24 protein-coding genes are annotated in these 22,077 nt (G+C 72.2%); 15 read left to right on the top strand and 9 right to left on the bottom strand.

Annotated elements, in window-relative coordinates:
- Both ACFT4A_RS32935 and ACFT4A_RS32930 read right to left on the bottom strand, forming a co-directional pair.
- A partial coding sequence (locus ACFT4A_RS32935; protein WP_382837529.1) for a maltotransferase domain-containing protein occupies positions 1 to 584 on the bottom strand: 584 nt, incomplete at its 3' end.
- A 75-nt stretch (positions 585 to 659) separates the two neighbouring features.
- The gene (locus ACFT4A_RS32930; RefSeq protein ID WP_382837526.1) at positions 660 to 983 is read right to left on the bottom strand and encodes a DUF5133 domain-containing protein; all 324 of its coding nucleotides are present in this window, start codon (positions 981 to 983) and stop codon (positions 660 to 662) included.
- A 363-nt stretch (positions 984 to 1,346) separates the two neighbouring features.
- Here ACFT4A_RS32930 and ACFT4A_RS32925 point away from each other — a divergent pair, with 363 nt between their 5' ends.
- Both ACFT4A_RS32925 and glgX read left to right on the top strand, forming a co-directional pair.
- On the top strand, positions 1,347 to 1,859 hold the full coding sequence (locus tag ACFT4A_RS32925) for a pep a2 (protein WP_382837523.1): 513 nt from the start codon (positions 1,347 to 1,349) through the stop codon (positions 1,857 to 1,859).
- On the top strand, positions 1,856 to 4,000 hold the full coding sequence (gene glgX / locus ACFT4A_RS32920; RefSeq protein ID WP_382837520.1) for a glycogen debranching protein GlgX: 2,145 nt from the start codon (positions 1,856 to 1,858) through the stop codon (positions 3,998 to 4,000). The genes ACFT4A_RS32925 and glgX overlap by 4 nt, the downstream gene beginning before the upstream one ends.
- Positions 4,001 to 4,007: 7 nt before the next feature.
- Here the strand turns inward: glgX and ACFT4A_RS32915 are convergent, their stop codons facing one another.
- Positions 4,008 to 4,811 (bottom strand): VOC family protein, encoded by an 804-nt coding sequence (locus ACFT4A_RS32915; RefSeq protein ID WP_382837517.1) that lies wholly within the window; start codon positions 4,809 to 4,811, stop codon positions 4,008 to 4,010.
- Positions 4,812 to 5,062: 251 nt separating this feature from the next.
- On the opposite strand from ACFT4A_RS32915, the gene ACFT4A_RS32910 reads away from it, so the two are divergent.
- On the top strand, positions 5,063 to 5,383 hold the full coding sequence (locus ACFT4A_RS32910; protein ID WP_382837514.1) for an ANTAR domain-containing protein: 321 nt from the start codon (positions 5,063 to 5,065) through the stop codon (positions 5,381 to 5,383).
- Between the two features lie 20 nt (positions 5,384 to 5,403).
- On the opposite strand, the gene ACFT4A_RS32905 is transcribed toward ACFT4A_RS32910, so the two are convergent.
- Positions 5,404 to 6,195 carry an RNA polymerase sigma factor SigF gene (locus ACFT4A_RS32905; RefSeq protein ID WP_382837511.1) on the bottom strand — a complete coding sequence of 264 codons (792 nt, stop codon included), beginning with the start codon at positions 6,193 to 6,195 and terminating at the stop codon, positions 5,404 to 5,406.
- 248 nt (positions 6,196 to 6,443) lie between these two features.
- On the opposite strand from ACFT4A_RS32905, the gene ACFT4A_RS32900 reads away from it, so the two are divergent.
- The 4 genes from ACFT4A_RS32900 (at position 6,444) to ACFT4A_RS32885 (ending at position 9,283) form a co-directional block, all read left to right on the top strand.
- A complete protein-coding gene (locus ACFT4A_RS32900) occupies positions 6,444 to 6,899 on the top strand; it encodes a MarR family winged helix-turn-helix transcriptional regulator (RefSeq protein ID WP_382837508.1) in 456 nt (151 codons plus the stop codon).
- Positions 6,896 to 7,750 (top strand): ABC transporter ATP-binding protein, encoded by an 855-nt coding sequence (locus ACFT4A_RS32895; RefSeq protein WP_382837505.1) that lies wholly within the window; start codon positions 6,896 to 6,898, stop codon positions 7,748 to 7,750. The genes ACFT4A_RS32900 and ACFT4A_RS32895 overlap by 4 nt, the downstream gene beginning before the upstream one ends.
- Positions 7,710 to 8,570 carry an ABC transporter permease gene (locus tag ACFT4A_RS32890; protein WP_382837502.1) on the top strand — a complete coding sequence of 287 codons (861 nt, stop codon included), beginning with the start codon at positions 7,710 to 7,712 and terminating at the stop codon, positions 8,568 to 8,570. Before ACFT4A_RS32895 ends, ACFT4A_RS32890 begins: the two co-directional genes overlap by 41 nt.
- Positions 8,571 to 8,761: 191 nt before the next feature.
- On the top strand, positions 8,762 to 9,283 hold the full coding sequence (locus ACFT4A_RS32885; RefSeq protein ID WP_382837499.1) for a hypothetical protein: 522 nt from the start codon (positions 8,762 to 8,764) through the stop codon (positions 9,281 to 9,283).
- A gap of 27 nt (positions 9,284 to 9,310) precedes the next feature.
- Here the strand turns inward: ACFT4A_RS32885 and hemC are convergent, their stop codons facing one another.
- The 4 genes from hemC to ligD form a co-directional block, all read right to left on the bottom strand.
- Positions 9,311 to 10,246, bottom strand: coding sequence for a hydroxymethylbilane synthase (gene hemC / locus ACFT4A_RS32880; protein WP_382837497.1), 936 nt, complete (start codon positions 10,244 to 10,246; stop codon positions 9,311 to 9,313).
- Between the two features lie 69 nt (positions 10,247 to 10,315).
- Positions 10,316 to 11,338, bottom strand: coding sequence for a questin oxidase family protein (locus ACFT4A_RS32875; protein ID WP_382837494.1), 1,023 nt, complete (start codon positions 11,336 to 11,338; stop codon positions 10,316 to 10,318).
- 111 nt (positions 11,339 to 11,449) lie between these two features.
- On the bottom strand, positions 11,450 to 12,223 hold the full coding sequence (locus tag ACFT4A_RS32870; RefSeq protein WP_382837492.1) for an NPP1 family protein: 774 nt from the start codon (positions 12,221 to 12,223) through the stop codon (positions 11,450 to 11,452).
- 144 nt (positions 12,224 to 12,367) lie between these two features.
- Entirely contained in the window at positions 12,368 to 13,348 is a 981-nt protein-coding gene (gene ligD / locus ACFT4A_RS32865; protein WP_382837489.1) for a non-homologous end-joining DNA ligase, read from the bottom strand.
- Between the two features lie 134 nt (positions 13,349 to 13,482).
- Here ligD and ACFT4A_RS32860 point away from each other — a divergent pair, with 134 nt between their 5' ends.
- The 4 genes from ACFT4A_RS32860 to ACFT4A_RS32845 all read left to right on the top strand — a co-directional run bounded on the left by ACFT4A_RS32860 (position 13,483) and on the right by ACFT4A_RS32845 (position 16,348).
- Positions 13,483 to 14,223 carry a response regulator transcription factor gene (locus tag ACFT4A_RS32860; RefSeq protein WP_382837486.1) on the top strand — a complete coding sequence of 247 codons (741 nt, stop codon included), beginning with the start codon at positions 13,483 to 13,485 and terminating at the stop codon, positions 14,221 to 14,223.
- A gap of 128 nt (positions 14,224 to 14,351) precedes the next feature.
- Entirely contained in the window at positions 14,352 to 15,572 is a 1,221-nt protein-coding gene (locus tag ACFT4A_RS32855) for a cytochrome P450 (protein WP_382837483.1), read from the top strand.
- 26 nt (positions 15,573 to 15,598) lie between these two features.
- Entirely contained in the window at positions 15,599 to 15,793 is a 195-nt protein-coding gene (locus ACFT4A_RS32850) for a ferredoxin (protein ID WP_193483710.1), read from the top strand.
- A 39-nt stretch (positions 15,794 to 15,832) separates the two neighbouring features.
- Entirely contained in the window at positions 15,833 to 16,348 is a 516-nt protein-coding gene (locus tag ACFT4A_RS32845; RefSeq protein WP_382837480.1) for a MarR family winged helix-turn-helix transcriptional regulator, read from the top strand.
- A gap of 376 nt (positions 16,349 to 16,724) precedes the next feature.
- On the opposite strand, the gene ACFT4A_RS32840 is transcribed toward ACFT4A_RS32845, so the two are convergent.
- Positions 16,725 to 17,882: an MFS transporter gene (locus ACFT4A_RS32840; RefSeq protein ID WP_382837534.1), complete on the bottom strand. Its 1,158-nt coding sequence runs from the start codon at positions 17,880 to 17,882 to the stop codon at positions 16,725 to 16,727.
- 90 nt (positions 17,883 to 17,972) lie between these two features.
- Between ACFT4A_RS32840 and ACFT4A_RS32835 the strand changes: the two genes are divergently transcribed.
- The 4 genes from ACFT4A_RS32835 (at position 17,973) to ACFT4A_RS32820 (ending at position 22,045) form a co-directional block, all read left to right on the top strand.
- A complete protein-coding gene (locus ACFT4A_RS32835) occupies positions 17,973 to 18,719 on the top strand; it encodes an AraC family transcriptional regulator (RefSeq protein WP_382837477.1) in 747 nt (248 codons plus the stop codon).
- A 75-nt stretch (positions 18,720 to 18,794) separates the two neighbouring features.
- Positions 18,795 to 19,175, top strand: a complete 381-nt coding sequence (locus ACFT4A_RS32830; RefSeq protein ID WP_382837474.1) for a DoxX family protein — start codon at positions 18,795 to 18,797, stop codon at positions 19,173 to 19,175.
- Positions 19,172 to 19,639 (top strand): peroxiredoxin, encoded by a 468-nt coding sequence (locus ACFT4A_RS32825; protein ID WP_382837471.1) that lies wholly within the window; start codon positions 19,172 to 19,174, stop codon positions 19,637 to 19,639. The genes ACFT4A_RS32830 and ACFT4A_RS32825 overlap by 4 nt, the downstream gene beginning before the upstream one ends.
- Positions 19,640 to 19,699: 60 nt before the next feature.
- Positions 19,700 to 22,045, top strand: coding sequence for a SpoIIE family protein phosphatase (locus tag ACFT4A_RS32820; protein WP_382837469.1), 2,346 nt, complete (start codon positions 19,700 to 19,702; stop codon positions 22,043 to 22,045).
- Positions 22,046 to 22,077: the final 32 nt, after the last annotated feature.

Below are 22,077 nucleotides of genomic sequence, written 5' to 3'. Positions count from 1 at the left end.
CGCTCGACGAGGAGCGGCAGGGGCTCGGAGGTGGTGACCAGGTCCCGCAGCGGATGGCGGGACAGCACCTCGTCCACCTCCGGCGTCAACGCCGCAGCCAGCCGTGCCGGAGGGGGCAGTGAGTCGTCGCGCAGTGTCTGCGCCGCGGCCAGCAGCACGCCGCGGCCGTCGTTCTTCGGCACGCCCGCCGCTGCCCGCTCGTAGAGGTCGGCGCCCTCTTCCAGGACCAGACCCGGGTCGATGCCGGCCGGCACCTTGATGCCCGCCGCGCGGCGCCAGGTGGCCACCGGGTCGCTCCAGGCCTGCACCCGGAACGACCAGCGGCCGACCGTGTCGGCGGTGACCTCGGCGCCCCAGCGGTCGCTGCCCGGGGCCAGCTCCCGCATCGGCGTCCACGGTCCGGGGCGGCCCTCGGGATCCTTGAGCACGACATTGGCGGCCACCGCGTCGTGTCCCTCCCGGAACACGGTGGCGGTGACCTGGAACGTCTCTCCCACGACCGCCTTCGCCGGCCGGTTGCCGCTCTCCACGGCCGGTCGGACATCCCGTACCGGGATACGGCCGATGGCCCGGGTCCTACTCATGGTCCTCACCTCCACCGTGCTCGGAACCGGGCCCTCGGGGCCCGGTTCATGGGGACAAGATGTGCGGGAAGGCCGTCACCTTCCCGCTGGGTACCGCCGCTCCGCCGCCGATGGTCTTCGTCGCACCGCGGTCGCCGGACGGGGTCGTTCGTTCTGTTCCTGCCGACAGGTGACCTGCTGTTCCTGCAGATAGGTGATCTGGTTCGTGCGCAGGTACCGCTCGGCCGCGTCCGCCGCCTCCCGCGCGCAGCGCTTGCCCATCAGCACGCAGAGCGTGTAGCCGGAGTCCTCGAACGTGGTCCGCACCGTGCGGTCGTCGGGTGCCGCGAGCATCACGCGTTCCCAGGCCCGGTAACGCCGCAACTGCCGGGCGACTTCGGCTTTGGCGGGTAGCAGCATGGCGCCGATCACCTTTCGGGCTCGAGGGGCACGGTCTCCCGACGGTCGGACGGCCGCCGCGCGCACAGCGACACGGAACCGCCACGGCGATCGAGTTCTGTCACACATGGTGCATGTATGACAACGCAACGTCCTGTTGGACCTTCAACCAGTGGCGCGTCCGGGTGAGTGGTTCAGGCCGTCCAGGTGCGCCCGCTCGTGTGCCCGGCCGCCTCGGCCCTGGGCTCGTGTTGCACGAACGGGCTAGCACCCTCAGTCTGAGGGTGACTCAGAAGCGATACACGCTCACGTTCCGTGCTCGGGGCTCGTCCGCAGGACTGCGGGAGCGAGGAGGAGCTGAGCCTCGCGGTGAGGAGCCGACCGATGAAGACCGCAGTGCCCTGCTACTACCACCTCGACGTGGAAGTCAGCCCGGAACGGGTGGGACAGGTCAGCCGCATTCTGGCCGCTCACCTGAAGTTCTGGGACCTGGACAACCTGATCCAGCCCGTCTGCGGCGGTGCCGAGATGCTGCTCGAGGTCATCGACGAACACGCCACGGACAAGAACACCTCGATCGAGATGTGGTGGAACGGGCAGCACCTGATCACCGCCATCGGGGACAACGACCGCGCCCTGCGCCCCGACCAGGAACTGCGAGGCTGCCTGGAGCACCTCGCGGCGATGAGCGACGGCTGGGGCTGCTGCGCCACCGAGACCGGCAGCAAGGTCATCTGGTTCTCGCAGCGCGCCCGCGCCGGCGAACGCCTCCCCCTGGTGCCGACCACGCCCGCCCCGCGGGTCAGCGAGGGCCTCGACGTGCCCCGCGAGGTGCGCGTCGCACAACTGGCCGGCCCCGCCGGCACGCCGGACGAGGTCCTGGAGGAGGCCCGGTGACCCGTCGGCAGAACCGGAGAGGGGCGTCCGCCTGGAGCGGGCGCCCCTACCCGCTGGGCGCGTCCTACGACGGGGAGGGCACCAACTTCGCCCTCTTCAGCGAGGTCGCCGAACGCGTCGAGCTGGTCCTCGTCGACGACGACGGCACCCACACCCCGGTGCCGCTGGCCGAGGTCGACGGCTTCGTGTGGCACGGCTACGTCCCCGGCGTCGGCCCGGGCACGCGCTACGGCTACCGCGTGCACGGCCCGTGGGCCCCGGCCGCCGGCCACCGCTGCAACCCGGCGAAGCTGCTGCTCGACCCGTACGCCCGCGCCGTGGACGGGCAGATCGACAACCACCCCTCGCTCCACGAGCGGAACCCGGACGGCCCCGACCCGGCCGACAGCGCCGGGCACACCATGCTCGGCGTGGTGACCGACCCGGCCTTCGACTGGGGCGACGACCGCCCGCCCAGCCGTGCCTACGCCGACACGGTGATCTACGAGACCCACGTCAAGGGCTTCACGCACACCCACCCCGAGGTGCCCGCCGAACTCCGCGGCACCTACGCCGGACTGGCACACCCCGCGTCCGTCGAGCACCTCACCTCGCTCGGTGTCACGGCCGTGGAGCTGATGCCGGTCCACCAGTTCGTCCAGGACGGCGTGCTCCAGGGCCGCGACCTCGCCAACTACTGGGGCTACAACACCATCGGCTTCTTCGCCCCGCACAACGCCTACGCCGCGCACGGCACCCGCGGCCAGCAGGTCGCCGAGTTCAAGTCGATGGTGAAGACCCTGCACGCGGCCGGGCTCGAAGTGATCCTCGACGTGGTCTACAACCACACCGCCGAGGGCAACGAGAAGGGCCCCACCCTGTCGTTCCGCGGCATCGACAACTGCTCGTACTACCGCCTGGTCGACGGCGACTGGGAGCACTACTACGACACCACCGGCACCGGCAACAGCCTGCTGATGCGCCATCCCTACGTGCTCCAGCTGATCATGGACTCGCTGCGGTACTGGGTCACCGAGATGCACGTCGACGGCTTCCGCTTCGACCTCGCGGCCACACTGGCCCGGCAGTTCCACGAGGTGGACCGGCTGTCGGCGTTCTTCGACCTCATCCAGCAGGACCCGGTGATCAGCCGCGTCAAGCTGATCGCCGAGCCGTGGGACGTCGGCGAGGGCGGCTACCAGGTGGGCAACTTCCCTCCGCTGTGGTCGGAGTGGAACGGCATGTACCGCGACGCCGTCCGTGACTTCTGGCGCGGCGAGGACCACACCCTCGGAGAGTTCGCCTCCCGGCTGACCGGCTCCTCCGACCTGTACGCGCACAGCAGGCGCCGGCCCCGCGCCAGCGTCAACTTCGTCACCGCGCACGACGGTTTCACCCTGCGCGACCTCGTGTCCTACAACGACAAGCACAACGAGGCCAACGGCGAGGACAACCGCGACGGCGAGAGCACCAACCGGTCCTGGAACTGCGGCGCCGAGGGCCCCACCCGCGACCCGGCCGTACGGGAACTGCGCACCCGCATGCAGCGCAACCTCCTCGCCACGCTGCTGCTCTCCCAGGGCATCCCGATGCTCTCCCACGGTGACGAACTCGGACGCACCCAGCACGGCAACAACAACGCCTACTGCCAGGACAACGAGATCTCCTGGATCGACTGGCGGCTCACCGAGGAGCAGCGTGACCTGCTGGAGTTCACCCGGTACGTCATCCGGCTGCGCACCGGGCATCCCGTGCTGCGCCGGCGCCGCTTCTTCCTGGGCGAGACCCTGACCCGCGCGGACCAGCCGCTGCCCGACCTGGTGTGGCTGGCGCCCGACGCCCAGGAGATGACCGACGACGACTGGCAGCGCGGCGACGCGCACTCGGTCGGCGTCTTCCTCAACGGCGACGCCATCGCCGAACCCGACCCCCGCGGCCGGCCCGTCGTGGACGACTCCTTCCTGCTGCTGACCAACAGCCACTGGGAGCCGGTGGACTTCCGGCTGCCGGACGCCGCCTACGGCGAACGCTGGACGGCGCTGATCGACACCGCCGCCCCGGACGGCACCCCGGACGAGGCGGAGCACAAGGCGGGCACCGGCCTCACCGTCGGAGCACGCAGCCTGGTCCTGCTGTCCCGGCCGTCGCGGAAGACGGGCTGAACAGGGGTCAGCGGCCGCGGCGCGATGTCACGGTGAACTGCGCGCCGTCGTGGTCGCGCAGCACGGCCTCGTCGCCGCCCTTGGACAGCACGCTGCCGCCGTGCAGCTCCGCCGTCCGGGCGCAGGCCTCCACGTCGTCGACGGTGAAGTGGACCTGCCAGTGCGGCCGGATCGTGGGATCGGGGGCCGACTCCAGCGCCCCCGACTCGATCCGTGCCACCACGTCACCGCGGCTGCGCAGCACGACCTCCCCGCCCTCGTAGTGGACCTCGCAGCAGCCGGGACGCTGCGTCGCCCAGTCGAGGATCTCGCCGTAGAAGATGGCCGCGTCGAAGGCATCACGCGTGTGCAGCGTGATGAAGACCGGCTGCGCGTTGCGCCAGGTCTCCCAGTCGGTGAACAGGTCGCCCTCCCAGATCCCGAAGGTCGCCCCGTCCCGGTCCGCCAGCAGTGCCGCCCGCCCCGGCGGCAGGGAGATCGGCCCGACCGCGACCGTGCCCATGCGTTCCTGCACCCGTGCCACCGCATCGTCCGCGCTGCGCACGGCGAAGTACGGTGTCCACGCCACCGCCATCTGCCACATGGTCGCCACGCCCGCGATCCCGGCCACCGGCGAACCGTCCGCCAGCGCGATCCGGTGCCGGTCGCCCAGCTTGGCCGGCCGCCACTGCCAGCCCAGCACGGCACTGTAGAACTGCTCCGTCGCCTTGACGTCCCGGCTGGTCAGGCTCACCCAGCAGGGCGCGCCGACCACGGAGTGTGATGAGACGACGTCCTTCGTGCCGGAGGGGGCGGGCATGTCGTGGTTCATGGTGTCGCGTCCTGATCTCGTCGGCCTGGCAGCCACCGGAGGATTGCACCCAGTGTCCAACCGGAACCGCTGTGGGCGCCTGCCGAGTACCCCGGCGGCGACGCGCAAACGGTGTCGTGGACCGGCCCGGTCCGCCCCGGTGGCACCAGGCGGGCCGAGTGACGACGATGGATGGGTCGGACACTGCGTCACAGCACTCAAGCACCCCGCGAGGCCACACGGACAGCGGCACACCGGACCCGGAGGTGACCATGCCCACGGACGGGGGCTCGGAGCGGATCTTCGAGCTGCAGGAGGAGATCCAGCAGCTGAAGGAGGCGGTCGTCTCCCACGCCGTCGTGGACCAGGCGATCGGGATGGTCGTGGCGCTCGGCCGGGTCTCGCCCGACCAGGGGTGGGCCGTGCTGAAGGACGTCTCCCAGCACACCAACATCAAGCTGCGCAGCGTCGCGGATCTGATCCTCGTCTGGGGGCGCACCGGCATGATGCCCCAGGAGATCCGGGCCGCGCTGGAAGACGCCCTCGACCGCGCCGGACCGGCGCAGATCCCGGGAACACCGCCGGAGGCGTGACCCCCGGCGGCCCGGGTCGCTCATCCGGTCTCGGTCAGCAGCTCCTCCCGCAGATGGGCGAAGCAGCTGCTGAGCAGCCGGGAGACGTGCATCTGCGAAATGCCGAGCTGCTCGGCGATGCGGCTCTGCGTCATGCCCTTGAAGAACCGCAGATAGAGGATGATCCGCTCGCGCTCCGGCAGCGCTTCCAGACAGGGCCTGACGGCCACCCGGTTGACGACGATGTCGAAGGCCGGGTCAGGACCGCCGATCGCGTCCCCGAGGGCATAGCCGTCCGTGCCCGGCATCTCCGCCTCCAGCGACAGCGCGGAGAAGCACTCCAGAGCCTCCATGCCGGTGCGCACCTCGCCCTCGGTGAGGTGGGCGTACTCGGCGATCTCGGCGACCGTGGGGGAGCGGCCGGGGGTGGTCTGTGACAGCTCCTTGGCGGCGTGCCGCACCCGGTTGCGCAGGTCCTGGACCCGGCGGGGCACGTGCAGCGTCCACATGTGGTCACGGAAGTGGCGCTTGATCTCGCCGGTGACCGTCGGTACGGCGTAGGCCTCGAAGGCGTTGCCGCGCGCCGGGTCGTAGTGGTCGACGGCCTTGACGAGACCGAGGGCGGCCACCTGGTACAGGTCCTCCAGGGCCTCGCCCCGGCCGCGGAAACGGACCGCGATCCGCTCGGCCATGGGCAGCCAGGCCTCGACCAGCTCATCGCGCAGGGCCTTGCGCTCGGGCCCCGGGGACAGTCGCGCCAGACGTTCGAACGCCGCGGCGGTGTCGGGGGCGTCGTCGTGGGGGTGCGATCTGGTGCTGCCCGCGATACGCATACTGCGCACCTCCCTGAGCAGGTGCCGAATGGACAGACACCGTGGGAAGCGCGGGCTCGGACCTCACGGCAGGCACCGGGGGCCCGGGCGGCTCCCACGGACGTGCCTCCTGTCCGAAGCACTTCACGGCCCATTCCCGGGCGGGAAGATAACGAAACAATTCAGACAATACGCCCACTGGCCTTTCTTGACTTCTCTTGACCCCTCCTTGGATCGATTAGCTCTGCTACAGAACTAATCTCGGCCCCATGGAGCCGGAGACCTTCCCCGAAGAGCTGGCCGACGCGCTCGTCGGGGTCCAGCGGCTGATCAGACGGCGCCTGCGGCGGGAGATGCCCGACCCGCGACTGCGCGGCGCCGAGGCGGAACTGCTGCGGCTGGTCGTGACACGGCCCGGGATCGGCATCTCCGACGCCGCCAAGGACCTGAGTCTGGCGGCCAATTCGGTGTCGACCCTGGTCAATCGGCTGGCAGCGGCGGGCTATCTGGTCCGCGAGACCGACCCGGCCGACCGGCGGGCCGCCCGGCTGCTGCCCACGCCCGCCGCGAGGACCCGGCTCGACGAGTGGCGCCGGCGCCGCGCCGCCCTCGTGCGGCGCCATGTGTCCCGTCTCGACGAGCCGGACCGCCAGGCACTGCGCGCGGCCGTCCCGGCCCTGCGCAAGCTGGCCGACGCCCTGCACGAGGAGGCTGAGGAGTCATGACCAGGGACACCGCCCCACCCCGGCCCGACGCCGTCACCTGCACCGGGCTCGCCTACGCCTTCGGCCGCACCAACGCCGTGGACGGGCTCGACCTCACGGTCCGGCCGGGCGAGGTCTTCGGGCTGCTCGGCCCCAACGGCGCCGGCAAGACCACGGCCATCCGCTGCGTCACCACCCTGCTGCCGGTGCCCGCCGGCATGGTCCGCGTGTTCGGCCACGACATCGCCGGGGACCGCATGGCCGTACGCCGCATGCTCGGCTACGTACCGCAGCAACTGTCCGCGGACGCCGGTCTCACCGGGCGGGAGAACGTCGCCCTGTTCGCCCGCGTCTTCGACGTGCCGCGCCGGGAACGCGCCGAACGCGTGGGCCAGGCCCTGTCGGCGGTCGGCCTCGCCGACGCCGCCGACCGGCCGGCCGCCACGTACTCCGGCGGCATGGTCCGCCGGCTCGAACTCGCACAGGCCCTGGTCAGCGCCCCGCGCCTGCTGATCCTCGACGAGCCCACGATCGGCCTCGACCCGATCGCCCGCACCGGCGTGTGGGAGCACATCGGCGCCATCCGCGCCGCCACCGGCATGACGGTGCTCGTGACCACCCACTACATGGACGAGGCCGACCGGTACTGCGACCGGGTCGCCCTGATGCACCGCGGCCGGATCCGCGCCCTCGGCACGCCGGCCGAGCTCAGGGAAGGGCTCGGCGCCCGCCGCGCCGCGGGCACGGCCCCGGACACGCTGCCCACGCTGGAGGACGTCTTCCGTGACGTGGCAGGCAGCGGTCTCGACGACGAGGCAGGAGATTTCCGCGATGTCCGAAGCACCCGCCGCACCGCCCGCCGCGTCGGCTGACCCCGTCCGTGACGACGCCATCGCGCTGCTGCTGAAGCCCCCGCGGCCGCGCGCGGGCCATCTGCTGCTGCCCGCCCGCGTCGGCGCGATGTGCGCGGTCGAACTGCAGAAGCTGCGCCACGACCGCACCGAGTTGTACACCCGGGCGGTCCAGCCCGCCCTCTGGCTGCTGATCTTCGGTCAGACCTTCACCCGCATCAGGGCGATCCCCACCGGTGGCATCCCCTACGTCGACTACCTGGCGCCCGGCATCATCGCCCAGTCCGCGATGTTCATCGCCATCTTCTACGGTATCCAGATCATCTGGGAGCGCGACGCCGGAATCCTCAACAAGCTGCTCGTCACGCCGACTCCGCGATCGGCGCTGATCACCGGCAAGGCCTTCGCGGCGGGTGTGAAGTCGCTGGTCCAGGCGGTCGTCGTGCTGCTCATCGCGGCCCTGCTCGGCGTGGCGCTGACCTGGAACCCGCTGAAACTGCTCGCCGTCGCAGCGATCGTCGTCCTCGGCTCGGCCTTCTTCTCCTGCCTGTCGATGACCATCGCCGGCATCGTCCTGAGCCGCGACCGCCTCATGGGCTTCGGACAGGCGATCACCATGCCGCTGTTCTTCGGCTCCAACGCCCTGTACCCGGTGTCCGTGATGCCGGGCTGGCTCCAGGCCGTCAGCAAGGCCAACCCGCTCAGCTACGAGGTGGACGCCCTGCGCGGGCTCCTCCTCGGCACACCCCACCATCTGGCGGCCGATTTCGCGGTGCTGCTCGTGGCCGCCGCGCTCGGCGTCACCGCGGCCTCGGCCCTGCTCGGTCGGCTGGCCCGTTGATCTTCACTCGGGAAAGTGATGTGCGGCACGCCTCGGCAACCGCTTTCTCCGACTGTTTCCGGATAACCGCTGGGCACGGCTTGATCGCCGATCAAATGGGATGAACTGCCTGGCCACAGCGCATTCCGCTCATTTGACAGTGCGCTGAGACCACAGATAGGAAGCAGCTTCCAGAGGTCGAGAGGGGCACCGTGTACGAGCCGAACGTGGTCGGGGACTGGCAGGAGTACGACGAGCATGCCGGTCTGCGGGTCCGCGTCCACCGTCTGGAACCGGCCGAGCCGCCCCGCGGCCGTGACGACGCCGCCGACGGGCTGACGTACTTCTGCCTCCGCGTGACCGTCGAGAACCGGGGCCGCCGGCATCTCGGCGTCCACCTCGAGGACGGCCAGATCGACGTACGGATCGGCCCGGACGGCGAGAGCGCCTTCCTCGACTGGCGCAACTCACAGTTCATCGAGGGCTTCGACGTCTATCCGCTGCGCCGGGCCACCGCCGTGCTGTACGCGGCCGGCACCGAGGCGTCCCTGAGCCTCGTGGACGTCCAGGTCCAGCTGCGCGTCGAGGAGGAGTGGACCGAGCGCCGGCTGTGGTCGGGCGGCATCGGTGTCCACGAGGGGCCCGCCGGGGCTCAGCAGGGCGCGGTGCGGGACAGCCTGGCGCACCAGGTGAGTGTCTTCCTGAGGGATCAGGCGGAGGAAGGCACCGCCTGATCCGGTGTCAGAACATCTCGCCGTCGGTCAGTGCGGGATGCCGTCGATGATCTCGCGGGCGCCCTGACGCAGCAGGGCCACGGCGACCGACGTGCCGAGGGTGGCCGGGTCGAGTCGGCCCGCCCACTCGTGGGCGTTCAGCCGCGTCTTGCCGTCCGGGGTGAACACACAGGCCCGCAGGGACAGTTCACCACTGCGGTCCACCCGCGCGAACCCGGCGATCGGGCTGTTGCAGTGCCCCTGCAGCACATGCAGGAACATGCGCTCGGCGGTCGTCTCCCGGTAGGTGTCCGGGTCGCCGAGGCCGCTCACCGCGTCGATGAGGTCGGCGTCGCCCTCGCGACACTGGAGCGCCAGCACGCCCGCGCCGATGGGCGGCATCATCGCCTCCGTGGACAGGATCTCGCTGATCACGTCCTCGCGGCCGATGCGCTCCAGGCCGGATACCGCGAGCAGCAGCGCGTCGGCCTCTCCGGCGGCGAGCTTCGCCAGACGACGGTTGGCGTTGCCGCGGAACGGCACGCACTCCAGGTGCGGATGTGTGGCGGCCAGTTGGGCGACCCGGCGCACCGAGGAGGTGCCGATCCGGGTGCCGGCCGGCAGCTCGTCCAGGGTGAGCCCGCCGGGATGGATCAGGGCGTCCCGGATGTCGTCCCGCTTGAGGAACGCGGCGAACACGGTGCCCGCGGGGAGCGGCCGGTCGGCGGGCACGTCCTTCATGCAGTGCACGGCGAGATCGGCCTCCCCGGCCAGCAGTGCCGCGTCGACCTCCTTGGTGAACGCGCCCTTGCCCTCGACCAGGGACAGATCGCCCATCCACTTGTCGCCGGTGGTCTTCACCGGCACGACCTCGGTGCGCACTCCGGGGTGGGCGGCGGCCAACTCGGCCCGGACACGCTCCACTTGGGCGAGCGCCATGGGGGAGTCGCGGGAGACGATACGGATCAGTTCGGGGACGGACATGCGGACACGATAGACCCTCCCGCGGATGTGTTCGTGCCGTACCTCCCTCCGACCGCCCGGCATCGCGCGTCAGTTCGGGACGAGCGGCTCGCTCAGTTCAACCGCGCGCAAGGCCGCGGCGAGGGCCCGCTCGTCGCCGACGTCGAGGGCGGTGTCGGTGAGCTTGATGACGTGTTCGTCGCCATGGGCGAGGGCCGTTTCCAGCACCTCCTCCGCCGTGCGGTCCGGTACGGGTATGGCCGCGACGGGCTCGGCGGGGGCGTACATGGCGGTGACCGCCGCCGACGCCGTCCACGCCGCGTGCAGGCTCGGCGCCCACAGCTCACGCGGCAGGGAGGCCAGGGTGCGCAGTACGGCGTTGGGCGCCGTCGCCGCGTGCACCAGCATGGTCTCCTCACCGTGCCCGTGGGTGGCGTACCGGTGCGTCGCGGCCCGGACCAGCTCGGTGAGGCGGGCCCGGGCCGTGTCCGGGTCGGTCACGTCGCCCGCCCACAGCGGCAGTCGCCGTACGGCCGTCAGCCGGTCGGTGAATCCGCCCCGGGGGTCGTCGATCGGCGGCACGGCGTCCAGGGACCGCGCCGCGTCCGGCCCTCCGGGCAGCGATGCGATGCCGGAGGCGGGCCGGTGCCGGGCCGCCCAGTAGCCCAGGCCGTGCGCGAGTTCGGCGAGCCGCGGCACGTTCTGCTCGGCCTCCAGGGCGCGTACGGCATGCCCGACGCGGATCACGGGATGAGTGGAACCGCCGTACATCCCGGGCAGCAGCCGCGGCCACCACACGGCGAGGACGTCCCGCCACGGCCGCTCGGTGAGGGCCCGGGTGAAGTGGGCGATCCAGTCGGCGGCCCGGCGCGGATCCCCCAGGGCCTCCCGCCAGTCGGCGTCGGTCACGGGCGCGAGGGGCGCGGGGAAGTCCTCCAGCTTGTGCCGGTACAGATCCAGCCAGCGGTGCACGGCACCAGACCGGCCGTGCGCGGCCAGTGCCTCCACGACCATGGGGGCGTGGTTGGTGAGCCTGCCGAGCCGCTCCGGGCCCGAGGAGTGGAGCCGTTCGAGGGCTTCTTCGAGGGTCCCGGTCGTGTCGTGGGTGTCCATGAGGGGACGCTATGCGGACGCCCCGCGCCGACGGATCGGACGCGGGGCGGAAGCCGGACCCGGCCGGGGACCTAGACCCCCGGGCGGACCGAGCGGGATCAGACGCCGGGATCAGGCGTACGGGTCGAACGCGATGCCGGACGGCTTGGCCGAGGCGAGGTGGTTGGCGAAGTTGGCGTCCTTCAGGCCGAAGTTGGCGCTGCCGAAGTTGTAGGACGTGAGCTTGTCGCGCACCCCGGCCGGGTAGCCGTTCCAGCCGACCAGCGCCGGGTACTGCCAGGTGCCCCTGTGGTTCTCCGGCGGCTCGTCGCCCGAGTTCGCGAGGCGGAAGCAGTGCGTGCTGACGCCGTCCTTGTGGTAGACGATCTTGGCGTGCGTGCCGTCGAAGCGGACCGCGGACGCCGCGTGCACGTCGAACGAGCCGTGGGCGGACGTCGACACGTACTTGACCTGGTTGTCCTGCACGAACACCGCGACGTGCTCGAAGTCGTGCCGGTGGCCGCCGATGCTGCTCCCGGCGACGGCCTGGTCCTTCTCGAAGTAGAGGGCGTACAGGATCGCGCACCAGCCGTTGTTGCACTTGGAGCGCGAGTAGCCGTTGGTGTTGTCCAGGTCCGAGGCGTCGCGGCAGTCGCCGTTGAGGGCACCGGTCGGGTTGAGCCCGCCGTTGACCGTGCCGTCCGGGCCGATCGCGGGCGTGGAGTAGCAGCCGTCGGTGTCGTAGTCGTAGGCGGGCTGGTACGTCTGCTCCAGCGACTCCGCGTTGGCGGGCAGAGCCCTCGGCGGCGCGGCGAAGGCCGTGGCGGGGAAGGCGAGGACGAGGGCGGCCGCACCGGCCAGACCGGTGACCCATCTCCTGCGGTGTGCGAACGGGCGTGACGACACTGCGTCCTCCTCATGTTCCGGGCGCAGCCCAACGGCTGTGGGGGAAAGGGAGGTTCAGCTTCCACGGTGAACGCGTTCATGCCAAGAGGAACGAGGGATCCGAGGAGTGAATCGATGCCCAACAGCCGGCGTCCGGGTGCCGCTTCAGACCAAGTCGTCCGGGATGTCGGCCGCCGCCTCCTCGGGCGCGAGATCCGGCCGCAGTCGCAGCCAGGACGGCTGCCGCAACAGGCCCTCCCGGGTGCGGGTGCTGTAGCGGACCTCGCCGACCAGCCGGGGGACGACCCAGTGCGCGCCCGGAGCGCGCGGGGCCGGGTCGAAGGGGCAGACGTCGGTCGCGGCGGCCCGCAGCAGCCCGGCGAGTTCCGTCCGTTCGGCCTCGCTCCAGCCGGTGCCCACGCTCCCGACATAGCGCAGCCGTCCCGCGGCACGCTGCCCGACCAGCACCGCGCCCGGCAGTCCGGTGAGCCGTCCCTTGCCGGGCTGCCAGCCGCCGACCAGGACGTCCTCGGTGCGCATGTTGCGGATCTTGATCCAGGCCCGGGAGCGCGTACCCGGTTCGTACACCGAGTCCAGCCGTTTGCAGACCAGGCCCTCCAGGCCGTGCGCACGGGTGGCGGCCAGGGCCTCGGCGCCGTGGCCGACCAGCGCGGCCGGGGTCGACCAGGCGGGCCCGGCGAGCCCGAGGTCCTCCAGTGCCGAGCGGCGTCGCGCGTAGGGGAGCCGGATCAGCGCATGGCTCTCCAGGTGCATCAGGTCGAAGAGCACGAGGTGGACCGGGACCTCCGCCGCCCGCCGCGCCGCCCTGGCGGGCGCGTGGGCCAGGCCCATACGGGACTGGAGCAACTGGAAGTTCGCACGGCCCTGTTCGTCCAGGGCCAGGATCTCCCCGTCCAGTACGGCGGGCACGGGCCCGAGGGCGGTGCCCAGCGGCCGCAGTTCGGGGTACGCGGCCGTGATGTCCTCCCCGGACCGGGCCCGCAGCAGCACGCCGCCGTCCCCGGGGAGATAGACCACCACGCGCTGGCCGTCCTGCTTGGTCTCATAGGCCCAGCGCGCGTCCTGCGCGGCGGGCGGCAGGGGGCCGGACGTGGCGAGCATGGGCGGGATCAGCGGCAGGTCCACGGGTTGAGGTGTGGACGCGGCGGGGTGCGGTCACGCGCGTTCTCCGCGTCTTTCGCCTGAACGGCGTCGATGCCCGGAGCCCGGCGACGGCTGGTATTGCTTGAGTCAGGCAAGTAGGACGGTAGGGTGGCCGTATGGCTACCTCGTCGCCGTACGGCACTCTCCGTGAGACGTCGACGCTCGCGCGCGGGGACGGGCAGCACGTGCTGGTCGTCGCGCGGGAGCCGGAGCTCGCGGAACTGCTGTCCACCACCCTGGAATTGGCGGGATACCGGATCAGTCTGGCCGACTCCGGGCTGGAGGCGCTGGCGCAGGTCGAACGGCAGCGGTTCGATCTCGTCGTCCTCGACGGCGAGCTGCCCGACATGGCGGAGCTGGGCCGACGGCGCCCCGCCGTGCTCGCCCACCGCCCGCCCGCGCTCCTGCTGACGGTGTGCGACTCCCTTCCCGCTCTGCTGCCCGAACTAGGCCCGGGGGAGACGGACTACGTCACCAAGCCCTTCCGCGTGGCCGAAGTCCTGGCCCGTATCCACGTCTTACTGCGCGCCTCGGCCCCCGACCCGGGTCGCGCGGAGGAACTGGGCTACGGCGATCTGATCCTGGACGACGCCCGGTGCCGGGCGCGCCGCGGGCCGCGAGCGCTCGACCTGACCCCGGCCGAGTACCGCCTCCTGCGCCACCTCCTGGTCAACGCGCACCGGGTGCTCTCCAAGGAGCAGATCGGCAGGATCGTCTGGGGCGACCCACGCGGCGGCAACGCGATCGAGCAGCTCGTCTCCCGGCTGCGCCGCAAGGTCGACCGGGACGCACCGGCGCTGATCCACACCCGCCGCGGCTTCGGCTACTGGCTCGGACGCGCCGACCTCGAACCCTGACGCCCTGTGAGCCGGGTCACGTCAGCCTTCTGTCAGGGGACTGACGGGAGGGCGTCAGCCCCCTCTGTTTGCATGGGCTCAGCGAGGCCTCGACAACGCACTCCGCGCCCCCACGACCGAGGAGAAGCATGGCCGATACGCTCGCCGGCACGGCAGCGGTCCCCGAGTACCCCATGGCCCGAGCCGCCGGCTGCCCCTTCGACCCGCCCCCGGACCTCACCGCGCGGCAGGACGAGGACCGGCTCGTCAAGGTCCGCCTCTGGGACGGCAGTGCGCCGTGGCTCGTGACCCGGTACGAGGACCAGCGCGCCCTGCTCCTCGACCCCCGGGTCAGCGCCGACATCACCCGGCCCGGATACCCGCTCCAGGCCGCCGCCGGCGGCGGGGGTGAGAACAACGCCAGCTTCATCCTCATGGACGACCCGGAACACGCCCGGCTGCGCCGCATGGTGACCGCGCCGTTCGCGATCAGGCGCGTGGAGGCGATGCGGCCCGGCGTGCAGAAGATCGTGGACGACCTGATCGACGAGATGCTCGCCGAGTCCGGCCCGGTCGACCTGGTGGAGGCGTTCGCGCTGCCGGTGCCCTCGCTGGTGATCTGCCAGATGCTCGGGGTGCCGTACGAGGACCATGACTTCTTCCAGGAGAACAGCCGGATCCTCATCAAGCGGGACGCGGTCATGGAGGACCGGATGGCCGCCCACGGACGGCTCATCACCTACCTCGACGAACTGATGGGCGAGAAGATGGCCCGCCCCGCGGACGACCTGCTCTCCGGGCTCGTCGAGCGGGTCAGGTCCGGGGAGCTGTCCCGGAGCGAATCGGCCCGCATGGGCGTGCTGCTGCTCATCGCCGGGCACGAGACCACCGCCAACATGATCGCGCTCGGCACCCTCGCCCTGCTCGAACACCCGGAGCAGCTCGCGCGACTGCGCGACACCGACGACCCCAAGCGGATCGCCGCCGCGGTCGAGGAACTGCTGCGCTATCTGACCATCGTGCACAACGGCCGCCGCCGCGCGGCCCTCGAGGACATCGAGATCGGCGGGCAGGTCATCCGGGCCGGCGAGGGCATGGTCATGCCCAACGACCTCGCCAATCGCGACCCCGCCGCCTTCGCCGAACCGGACCGGCTGGACCTGGGCCGCGACGCCCGCCGGCACATCGCGTTCGGCTTCGGCGTGCACCAGTGCCTGGGCCAGCCGCTGGCCCGGATGGAACTCCAGGTCGTCTACGGCACCCTCTACCGCCGCATCCCCACCCTGAAGCTCGCCGCGCCGGTGGAGAGCCTGCCGTTCAAGCACGACGGATCGGTCTACGGCGTCTATGAACTGCCCGTCACCTGGTGACGCGCCCACCGGAGGAGAGGACAGCCATGCGTGTGGAACTGGACGAGCCGAAATGCGTCGCCTCGGGGCAGTGTGTGATGGCCGCCCCCGAGGTCTTCGATCAGCGCGAGGAGGACGGCGTAGCCTTCGTGCTGGACGAGCGGCCCTCGGCGGACTCCCTGGAGGAGGTGCGCGAGGCCGTGGCGATCTGCCCGGCCGCCGCGATCCGGCTGGTCGAATGATTTACTTGAGTTACGCAACGAGATGGTAAAGTGGCTCCCATGTCCACACCACCGCTCCCCGACGTCCCCTCCCCGGAAGTGATCGAGATCGAGCGTGCGCTCACCCGTATCACGTACCTGAGCACGCGCGCCCGCCAGCACGAGCGACTGATGGCCTTGGCGGGCGTGCCGCTCGACCGGGCCGCCGTCGCGCTGCTGCGGCAGGTCGCCGACTCCGAGCCGCTGCGGCCGGGGGAACTCGCCGCGCGGCTGGGTGTGGAGGCCTCGCACGTCACGCGCACGGTGCAGCAGTTGCAGAGGTCCGGCTACGTCACCCGCGTCCCCGACCCCGACGACCGCCGCGCCCAGCGCATCGAGCTCACCGACGCCGGCCGGCAGGCCATCGCCAAGGTCCGCGAGGCCGGCGTCCGCGGCATGCAGATGGCCCTCTCCGCCTGGTCACCCGAGGAACTGCGGCAGCTCGCCGGCCTCTTCCACCGCATGGTCGACGACTTCCTCGCCCACGCCGTCGAGGAGGAACCCGAGCCGCAGGCCGCGCCGGTGGGCGGCCCTTGATCCAGGCCGCTGTGGGTGGCGTCTGATGACGGGGCACCGTGTGCTCGGGCGGGTCGGCCTGCGATCCCCAAGGCGCACGGCCACCGAGCGGGTGGCGTCTGTCCCCGGGGCTTCTGTCCGTCAGTGGGTGGGCAGGTCTGATCCCCGGTCACCGTGGCGCCATGCGCCCCGGTGGTCGGCCTGTGACCCCTGGGGGCACGGCTATCGAGTCAGCGGCGTCTGCACCGGTCCCCGTCCGTCCCGGCGGGTTGGCAGGGCCTGATCCCCGCTCACCACGGCGCCATCTGCCCCGGTGGTCGGCCTGTGATCCCCCGGGGCGCACGGCCACCGAGTCGGTGGCGTCCGCCCCGGCGGGCGGGCAGGGCCTGGTCTTCGGTCACCGTGTGGCCGGGTTTCGCGGATCCGTCCGCTCGGCGGCCGCAGGCCCTGGCGGCGCGGGCTCGCGCAGTCGGCACAGCAGCAGTCGGCCCAGCGCGGGCAGCGCGATCAGTGGGAGTAGTGCCGTTTGTAGGGAGGTCGCGTCGGCCAGCGCTCCGATCGCGGGGGCGGCGAGGCCGCCGACGCTCACGGTCAGGCCCAGCGTGACACCGCTCGCCGTGCCCACGCGCCGGGGCAGGAAGTCCTGGCCCAGGGTGATGTGCAGCGAGAACGGCACGTACAGGCCCGCCGACGTCAGCGCGACGAACAGGTACACCGCAGGCCCGGGCACCAGGACCAGGCCGCCCACGGCCAGGACGGTCAGGGCGTACGAGCGGCGCACCACCGCCATCCGCCCGTACCGCTCGGCCAGCCTGCCCCCGGCCAGCGTGCCCACCGCACCACCGGCGTAGAGCACGAACAGCGCCGCCGTACCGGCCGCCTCCCCACCGCCGGTGCGCTCCCGCACATACAGCGAGACGAACGCGCTCAGGCCGACGAACACGACCGAGCGGCACACCACCGCCCCGGACATCCGCAGGAAGGACGCCCAGTCGTCCCGGCCCTCGGCGACGTACGCGCCGTCGCCGTCGGCGCCGGACCCGGCCGAGCGCACCGCCGCCGCGCACAGCGCCGCTCCCGTCAGGGCGGGGACGACCAGGAGCGGAGAGGCGCGCAGCCCGCCCGTGGCCACCACGGCGAAGACCAGCAGGGGTGCCAGGGCGAAACCGGCGTTGCCGCCGAAGGAGAACCAGCTCATCCCCGTGTGCCTGCCGTGCGCGACGGCCCGCGCCACCCTGGCGGCCTCCGGATGGTAGGCGGCCACGCCGACCCCCGACACGGCGACCACCGCCAGGGTCAGCGCGTAGGAGCCGGTCACCCCGCTCAGGGCCACGCCCGCCCCGGCCGTCAGCGCGCTGAGCGGCAGCAGCCACGGCATCGCCCGCCGGTCGGTGAGCACCCCGAACAGCGGCTGCACCAGCGACGACAGCAGGGAGGCCGCCAGGACGACACCCGAAGCGGCGGCATACGAGTAGGCGCGCTCGGCGACGAAGTACGGCACCAGAGCGGCCACGGCTCCCTGGTACACGTCCACGCAGGCGTGCCCCAGGGACATCAACAGGACGGGTCGGTCGCGTCTCGAAGCGGTCACCCGGCGATCGTCGTCGGCGGCGCGTCTGGCCCGCTTCCGATAATCTGCCGGACTGTGCCGAACATCCGCCACACCCCAGAAGCACCGACCCGCGCCCAGCGGCTGACCGCCGGCGACCGCATCGACGCGCACCGGCACGACGACCACCAGATCGTCTACGCGGGCTCCGGCGTCGTCGCCGTCACCACCGGCGCCGGCACCTGGTTCGCGCCCGGCACCCGCGCCATCTGGGTCCCCGCCGGCACCGTGCACGCCCACCGCGCCCACGGCCGCCTCGACCTGCACCTGGTCGGCCTGCCCGCCGACGACAACCCCCTCGCCCTGGACCACCCCGCCGTCCTCGCCGTCAGCCCGCTGCTGCGCGAGCTGATCCTCGCCTACACCCGCGACCCCGGCGACGACAGTCCCGAGCGCCACCGGCTGCGCGCCGTCCTGCGCGACCAGCTCCGCCTCTCGCCGCAGCAGCCGCTGCGCCTGCCCGCGCCCGCCGATCCGCGGCTGGCCGCCGTCTGCGCGCTCGTCCACGCCGACCCCGCCGACGCGCGCACCCTCGCCGCGCTCGGCGCCGCGACCGGGGTGGGGGAGCGCACCCTCAGCCGGCTCTTCCGCGCCGAGTTCGGCATGACGTTCCCGCAGTGGCGCACGCAGTCGCGGCTCTACCACGCCCTGCGGATGCTGGCCGACGGCCTGCCCGTCACCACCGTCGCCCACCGCTGCGGCTGGTCCTCCGCCAGCGCGTTCATCGACGTCTTCCGCCGCTCGTTCGGCTACACCCCGGGCACCCACAACCGCCGCCCCTGACCTGGTGAACCCCCCGGTCCGGACATCCCTTTACCGCCCGGTAATATCGCGCGGCAGGCCATCAGAGGAGGAACCGTGTCCCGGTCCGAACGCTCGCCCCTGCTGCTCGCCGGCCTGCTGGCCGCCGCGGGGGTCGCCCATTTCGCCGCCCCACGCTCGTTCGACGCGACCATTCCGCGCGCTCTGCCGGGCAAGCCCAGGACCTGGACCTACGCCAGCGGTGCCGCCGAGCTGGCGCTGGCCGCGGGTCTGGCGGCGCCGCGTACCCGCAAGGCGGCCGCGCTGGCCACGGCGGCCTTCTTCGTCGGGGTGTTCCCCGCCAACGTGCAGATGGCCGCCGACTGGCGCCACCGCCCCACGCCGCAGAAGGCCGCCGCCTTCGGGCGCCTGCCGCTGCAGGTGCCCCTCGTGCTCTGGGCCCGCGGCGTCGCACGGAACGCGGAGGGCCGGTCATGAGCGCGCGCGTGGAGACGGGCGACAAGGTCGAGGACTTCGAGCTGCCCGACGAGACCGGCACCGTCCGCACCCTGTCCGGGCTGCTCGCCGAGGGGCCGGTCGTGCTCTTCTTCTACCCGGCCGCCCTGACCCCCGGCTGCACCGCGCAGGCCTGCCACTTCCGCGACCTCGCCGCCGAGTTCGCCGCCGCCGGCGCACGCCCGGTCGGCATCAGCGGGGACACCGTCGAGCGGCAGCAGGAGTTCGCCGGACAGCACACCCTCGGCATGCCCCTGCTGTCCGACGCCGACGGCACGGTCCGCGAGCGGTTCGGTGTGAAGCGCGGCTTCTCCCTGGCCCCCACCAAACGGACCACGTTCGTCATCGCCCAGGACCACACCGTCCTCGACGTCGTCCGCAGCGAGCTGCGCATGAACGCCCACGCCGACCGGGCGCTCGCCGCCCTGCGCGCTCACCGGAGCTGACACCGTCACGAATGCGCCGCCGCGGTTGATAGCGGGCGGTAAAGGGATGATCCTGGACGAATGGAGGACGCCTCCGCTGCTGCGATCATCGACGCCCGCGGCATTGTGACGGGGTGGAGCGAGGGTGCCCGGAGGCTGACCGGCTATCCGGCCGAGGAGACCGTGGGCCGGGCCGTGCGGGAGCTGCTCGCCGAGGATGTGCCGCCCGAGGCGGTGTCGGCGCTGTCCGGCACCGTCATGGTGCGCCACCGCGACGGCTATCTGGTCGGGCTCCGCGTCAGAGGGTGCGCCGTGACGGGCCCGGACGGGGAGGCGGGGCCCGGGTTCGTCGTCACCGCCGATCAGCCCGGCAGCGCCGAGACGTCCCTGGCCGGGCAGGCCTTCCAGCAGGCGTCCATGTCGATGTCCGTGTTCGACACCAGCCAGCGCTACATGCGGCTCAACGACGCGGCCTGCCATGTGATGGGCGTTCCCGAGGAGACCCTGCTCGGCCGGCACTTCCCGGAGACCGTCGAGGAGGCCGAGCACAGCCGCGGCTTCAACTGGCATCTCCGTCACGTCATCGAGACGGGCCGTCCGCTCCGCTACGAGAGCTATACGGGCGCCCCGGCCCTGAACCGGGAGCACGCCTGGGTCACCGAGATGTGGCCGGTCCGGGACGCCGCCGGCGAGCTCCTCGGCACCGCCCTCGCCGCCTTCGACAGCACCGAGCAGTACTGGGCCCGGCAGCGGCTGGCCCTGCTGAACGAGGCGGCGGCCACCATCGGCACCACCCTGGACGTGGTGCGCACGGCCGAGGAACTGATCGAGGTCGTGGTGCCCCGGTTCGCCGACTTCGCCAGCGTGGACCTGTTCGACTGGGTCCTCGGCGCTGAGGAGTCGCCGACCGTGCCCACCGAGGAGATCGCGCTGCGCCGAGTCGCCCACGGCTCCCACTCCGAAGGCACCCCGGAAGCGGCCGTGCGCCTGGGAGAAGTGGACGTCTACCCCGGCTTCTCACCCATCGCCCGGGCGATGCGTGAGGGCCGCGCGATCCTCAGCCAGGCGGGGGAGCCGTCCTTCATGCGGTGGGTCGCCGAGCGCAACACGCGCGCCCCGCAAGGACGCCCCTACCGCAAGGGCGTCCATTCGATGATGGCGGTGCCGCTGCGGGCCCGCGGCACCACCCTCGGTGTCGCCGTGGCCGTGCGCATCAAGCAGCCCGACGACTACGCCGCCGACGACGCCGTCTTCGCCGAGGAACTCGCCAGCCGGGCCGCGGTCTGTGTCGACAACGCCCGCCGCTTCGCCCGGGAACGCACCACCGCGCTGGCCCTCCAGCACAGCCTGCTGCCGAGGGGACTGCCCGGCCAGGCCGCCGTCCAGGTGGCCCACCGCTATCTGCCCTCCGGATCGGCGGCCGGCATCGGCGGCGACTGGTTCGACGTCATCCCCTTGTCCGGCAGCCGGGTCGCGCTGGTCGTCGGGGACGTCGTGGGACACGGCATCCCCTCCTCGGCGACCATGGGCCGGCTGGTCACGGCCGTACGCACCCTCGCCGACGTCGACCTGCCGCCCGACGAACTCCTCACCCACCTGGACGACCTGGTCACCCATCTCGCGGCGGACGACGAGGGCGACGAGGTCGCCGAACTCGGAGCGACCTGCCTCTACGCCGTCTACGACCCCGTCACGCGCCGGCTGAACCTGGCCGCGGCCGGGCATCCCGCCCCCGCCCTGGTGCTGCCCGACGGATCCGCCCGACTGATCCCCTTGAGCGCGGGACCACCGCTGGGCGTCGGCGGGCTGCCGTTCGAGGCGACGGAGCTCCAACTGCCCGAGGGCTCCGTCGTCGCTCTCTACACCGACGGACTGATCGAGGACCGCGACCGCGACGTCGACCACGCCACCGACGAGCTGTGCCGCGCCCTGACCGTGCCCGCCGACTCGCTCGACGCCCTCTGCGACACCGTGCTGAAGGCCGTACTGCCCGAGGAGCCCAGCGACGACGTGGCGTTGCTGCTGGCCCGCACCCGGGCTCTGGGCGCGGACCAGGTCGCCACCTGGGACGTCACCCCGGACCCCGCGGAGGTGGCCGTCACCCGCCAGGCCGCCACCGATCAGCTCACCGCCTGGGGACTGGACGAGACGGCCTTCGTCACCGAACTGGTCGTCAGCGAACTGGTCACCAACGCCATCCGGTACGGCGCCGCGCCCATCCAGCTGCGGCTGATCCGCGACCAGACCCTCATCTGCGAGGTGTCCGACGGCAGTTCGACCTCCCCGCACCTGCGGCGGGCCCACCAGGACGACGAGGGCGGGCGCGGGCTGCTGCTGGTCGCCCAGCTCACCCAGCGCTGGGGCAGCCGGCAGACCACCAGGGGCAAGACCATCTGGTGCGAGCAGCCCCTCACACCGCTGTTCTGACCACGGCCGTCGGCCCGTCCGGCCCGCGGTGC

Origin of the sequence: Streptomyces sp. NPDC057099, assembly GCF_042671245.1 — a bacterium.
GTDB classification, from domain to species: Bacteria; Actinomycetota; Actinomycetes; order Streptomycetales; family Streptomycetaceae; genus Streptomyces; species Streptomyces purpurascens.
The sequence above is the reverse complement of the archived record's forward strand: the minus strand, read 5'-3'. Positions and strand labels throughout refer to the sequence as shown.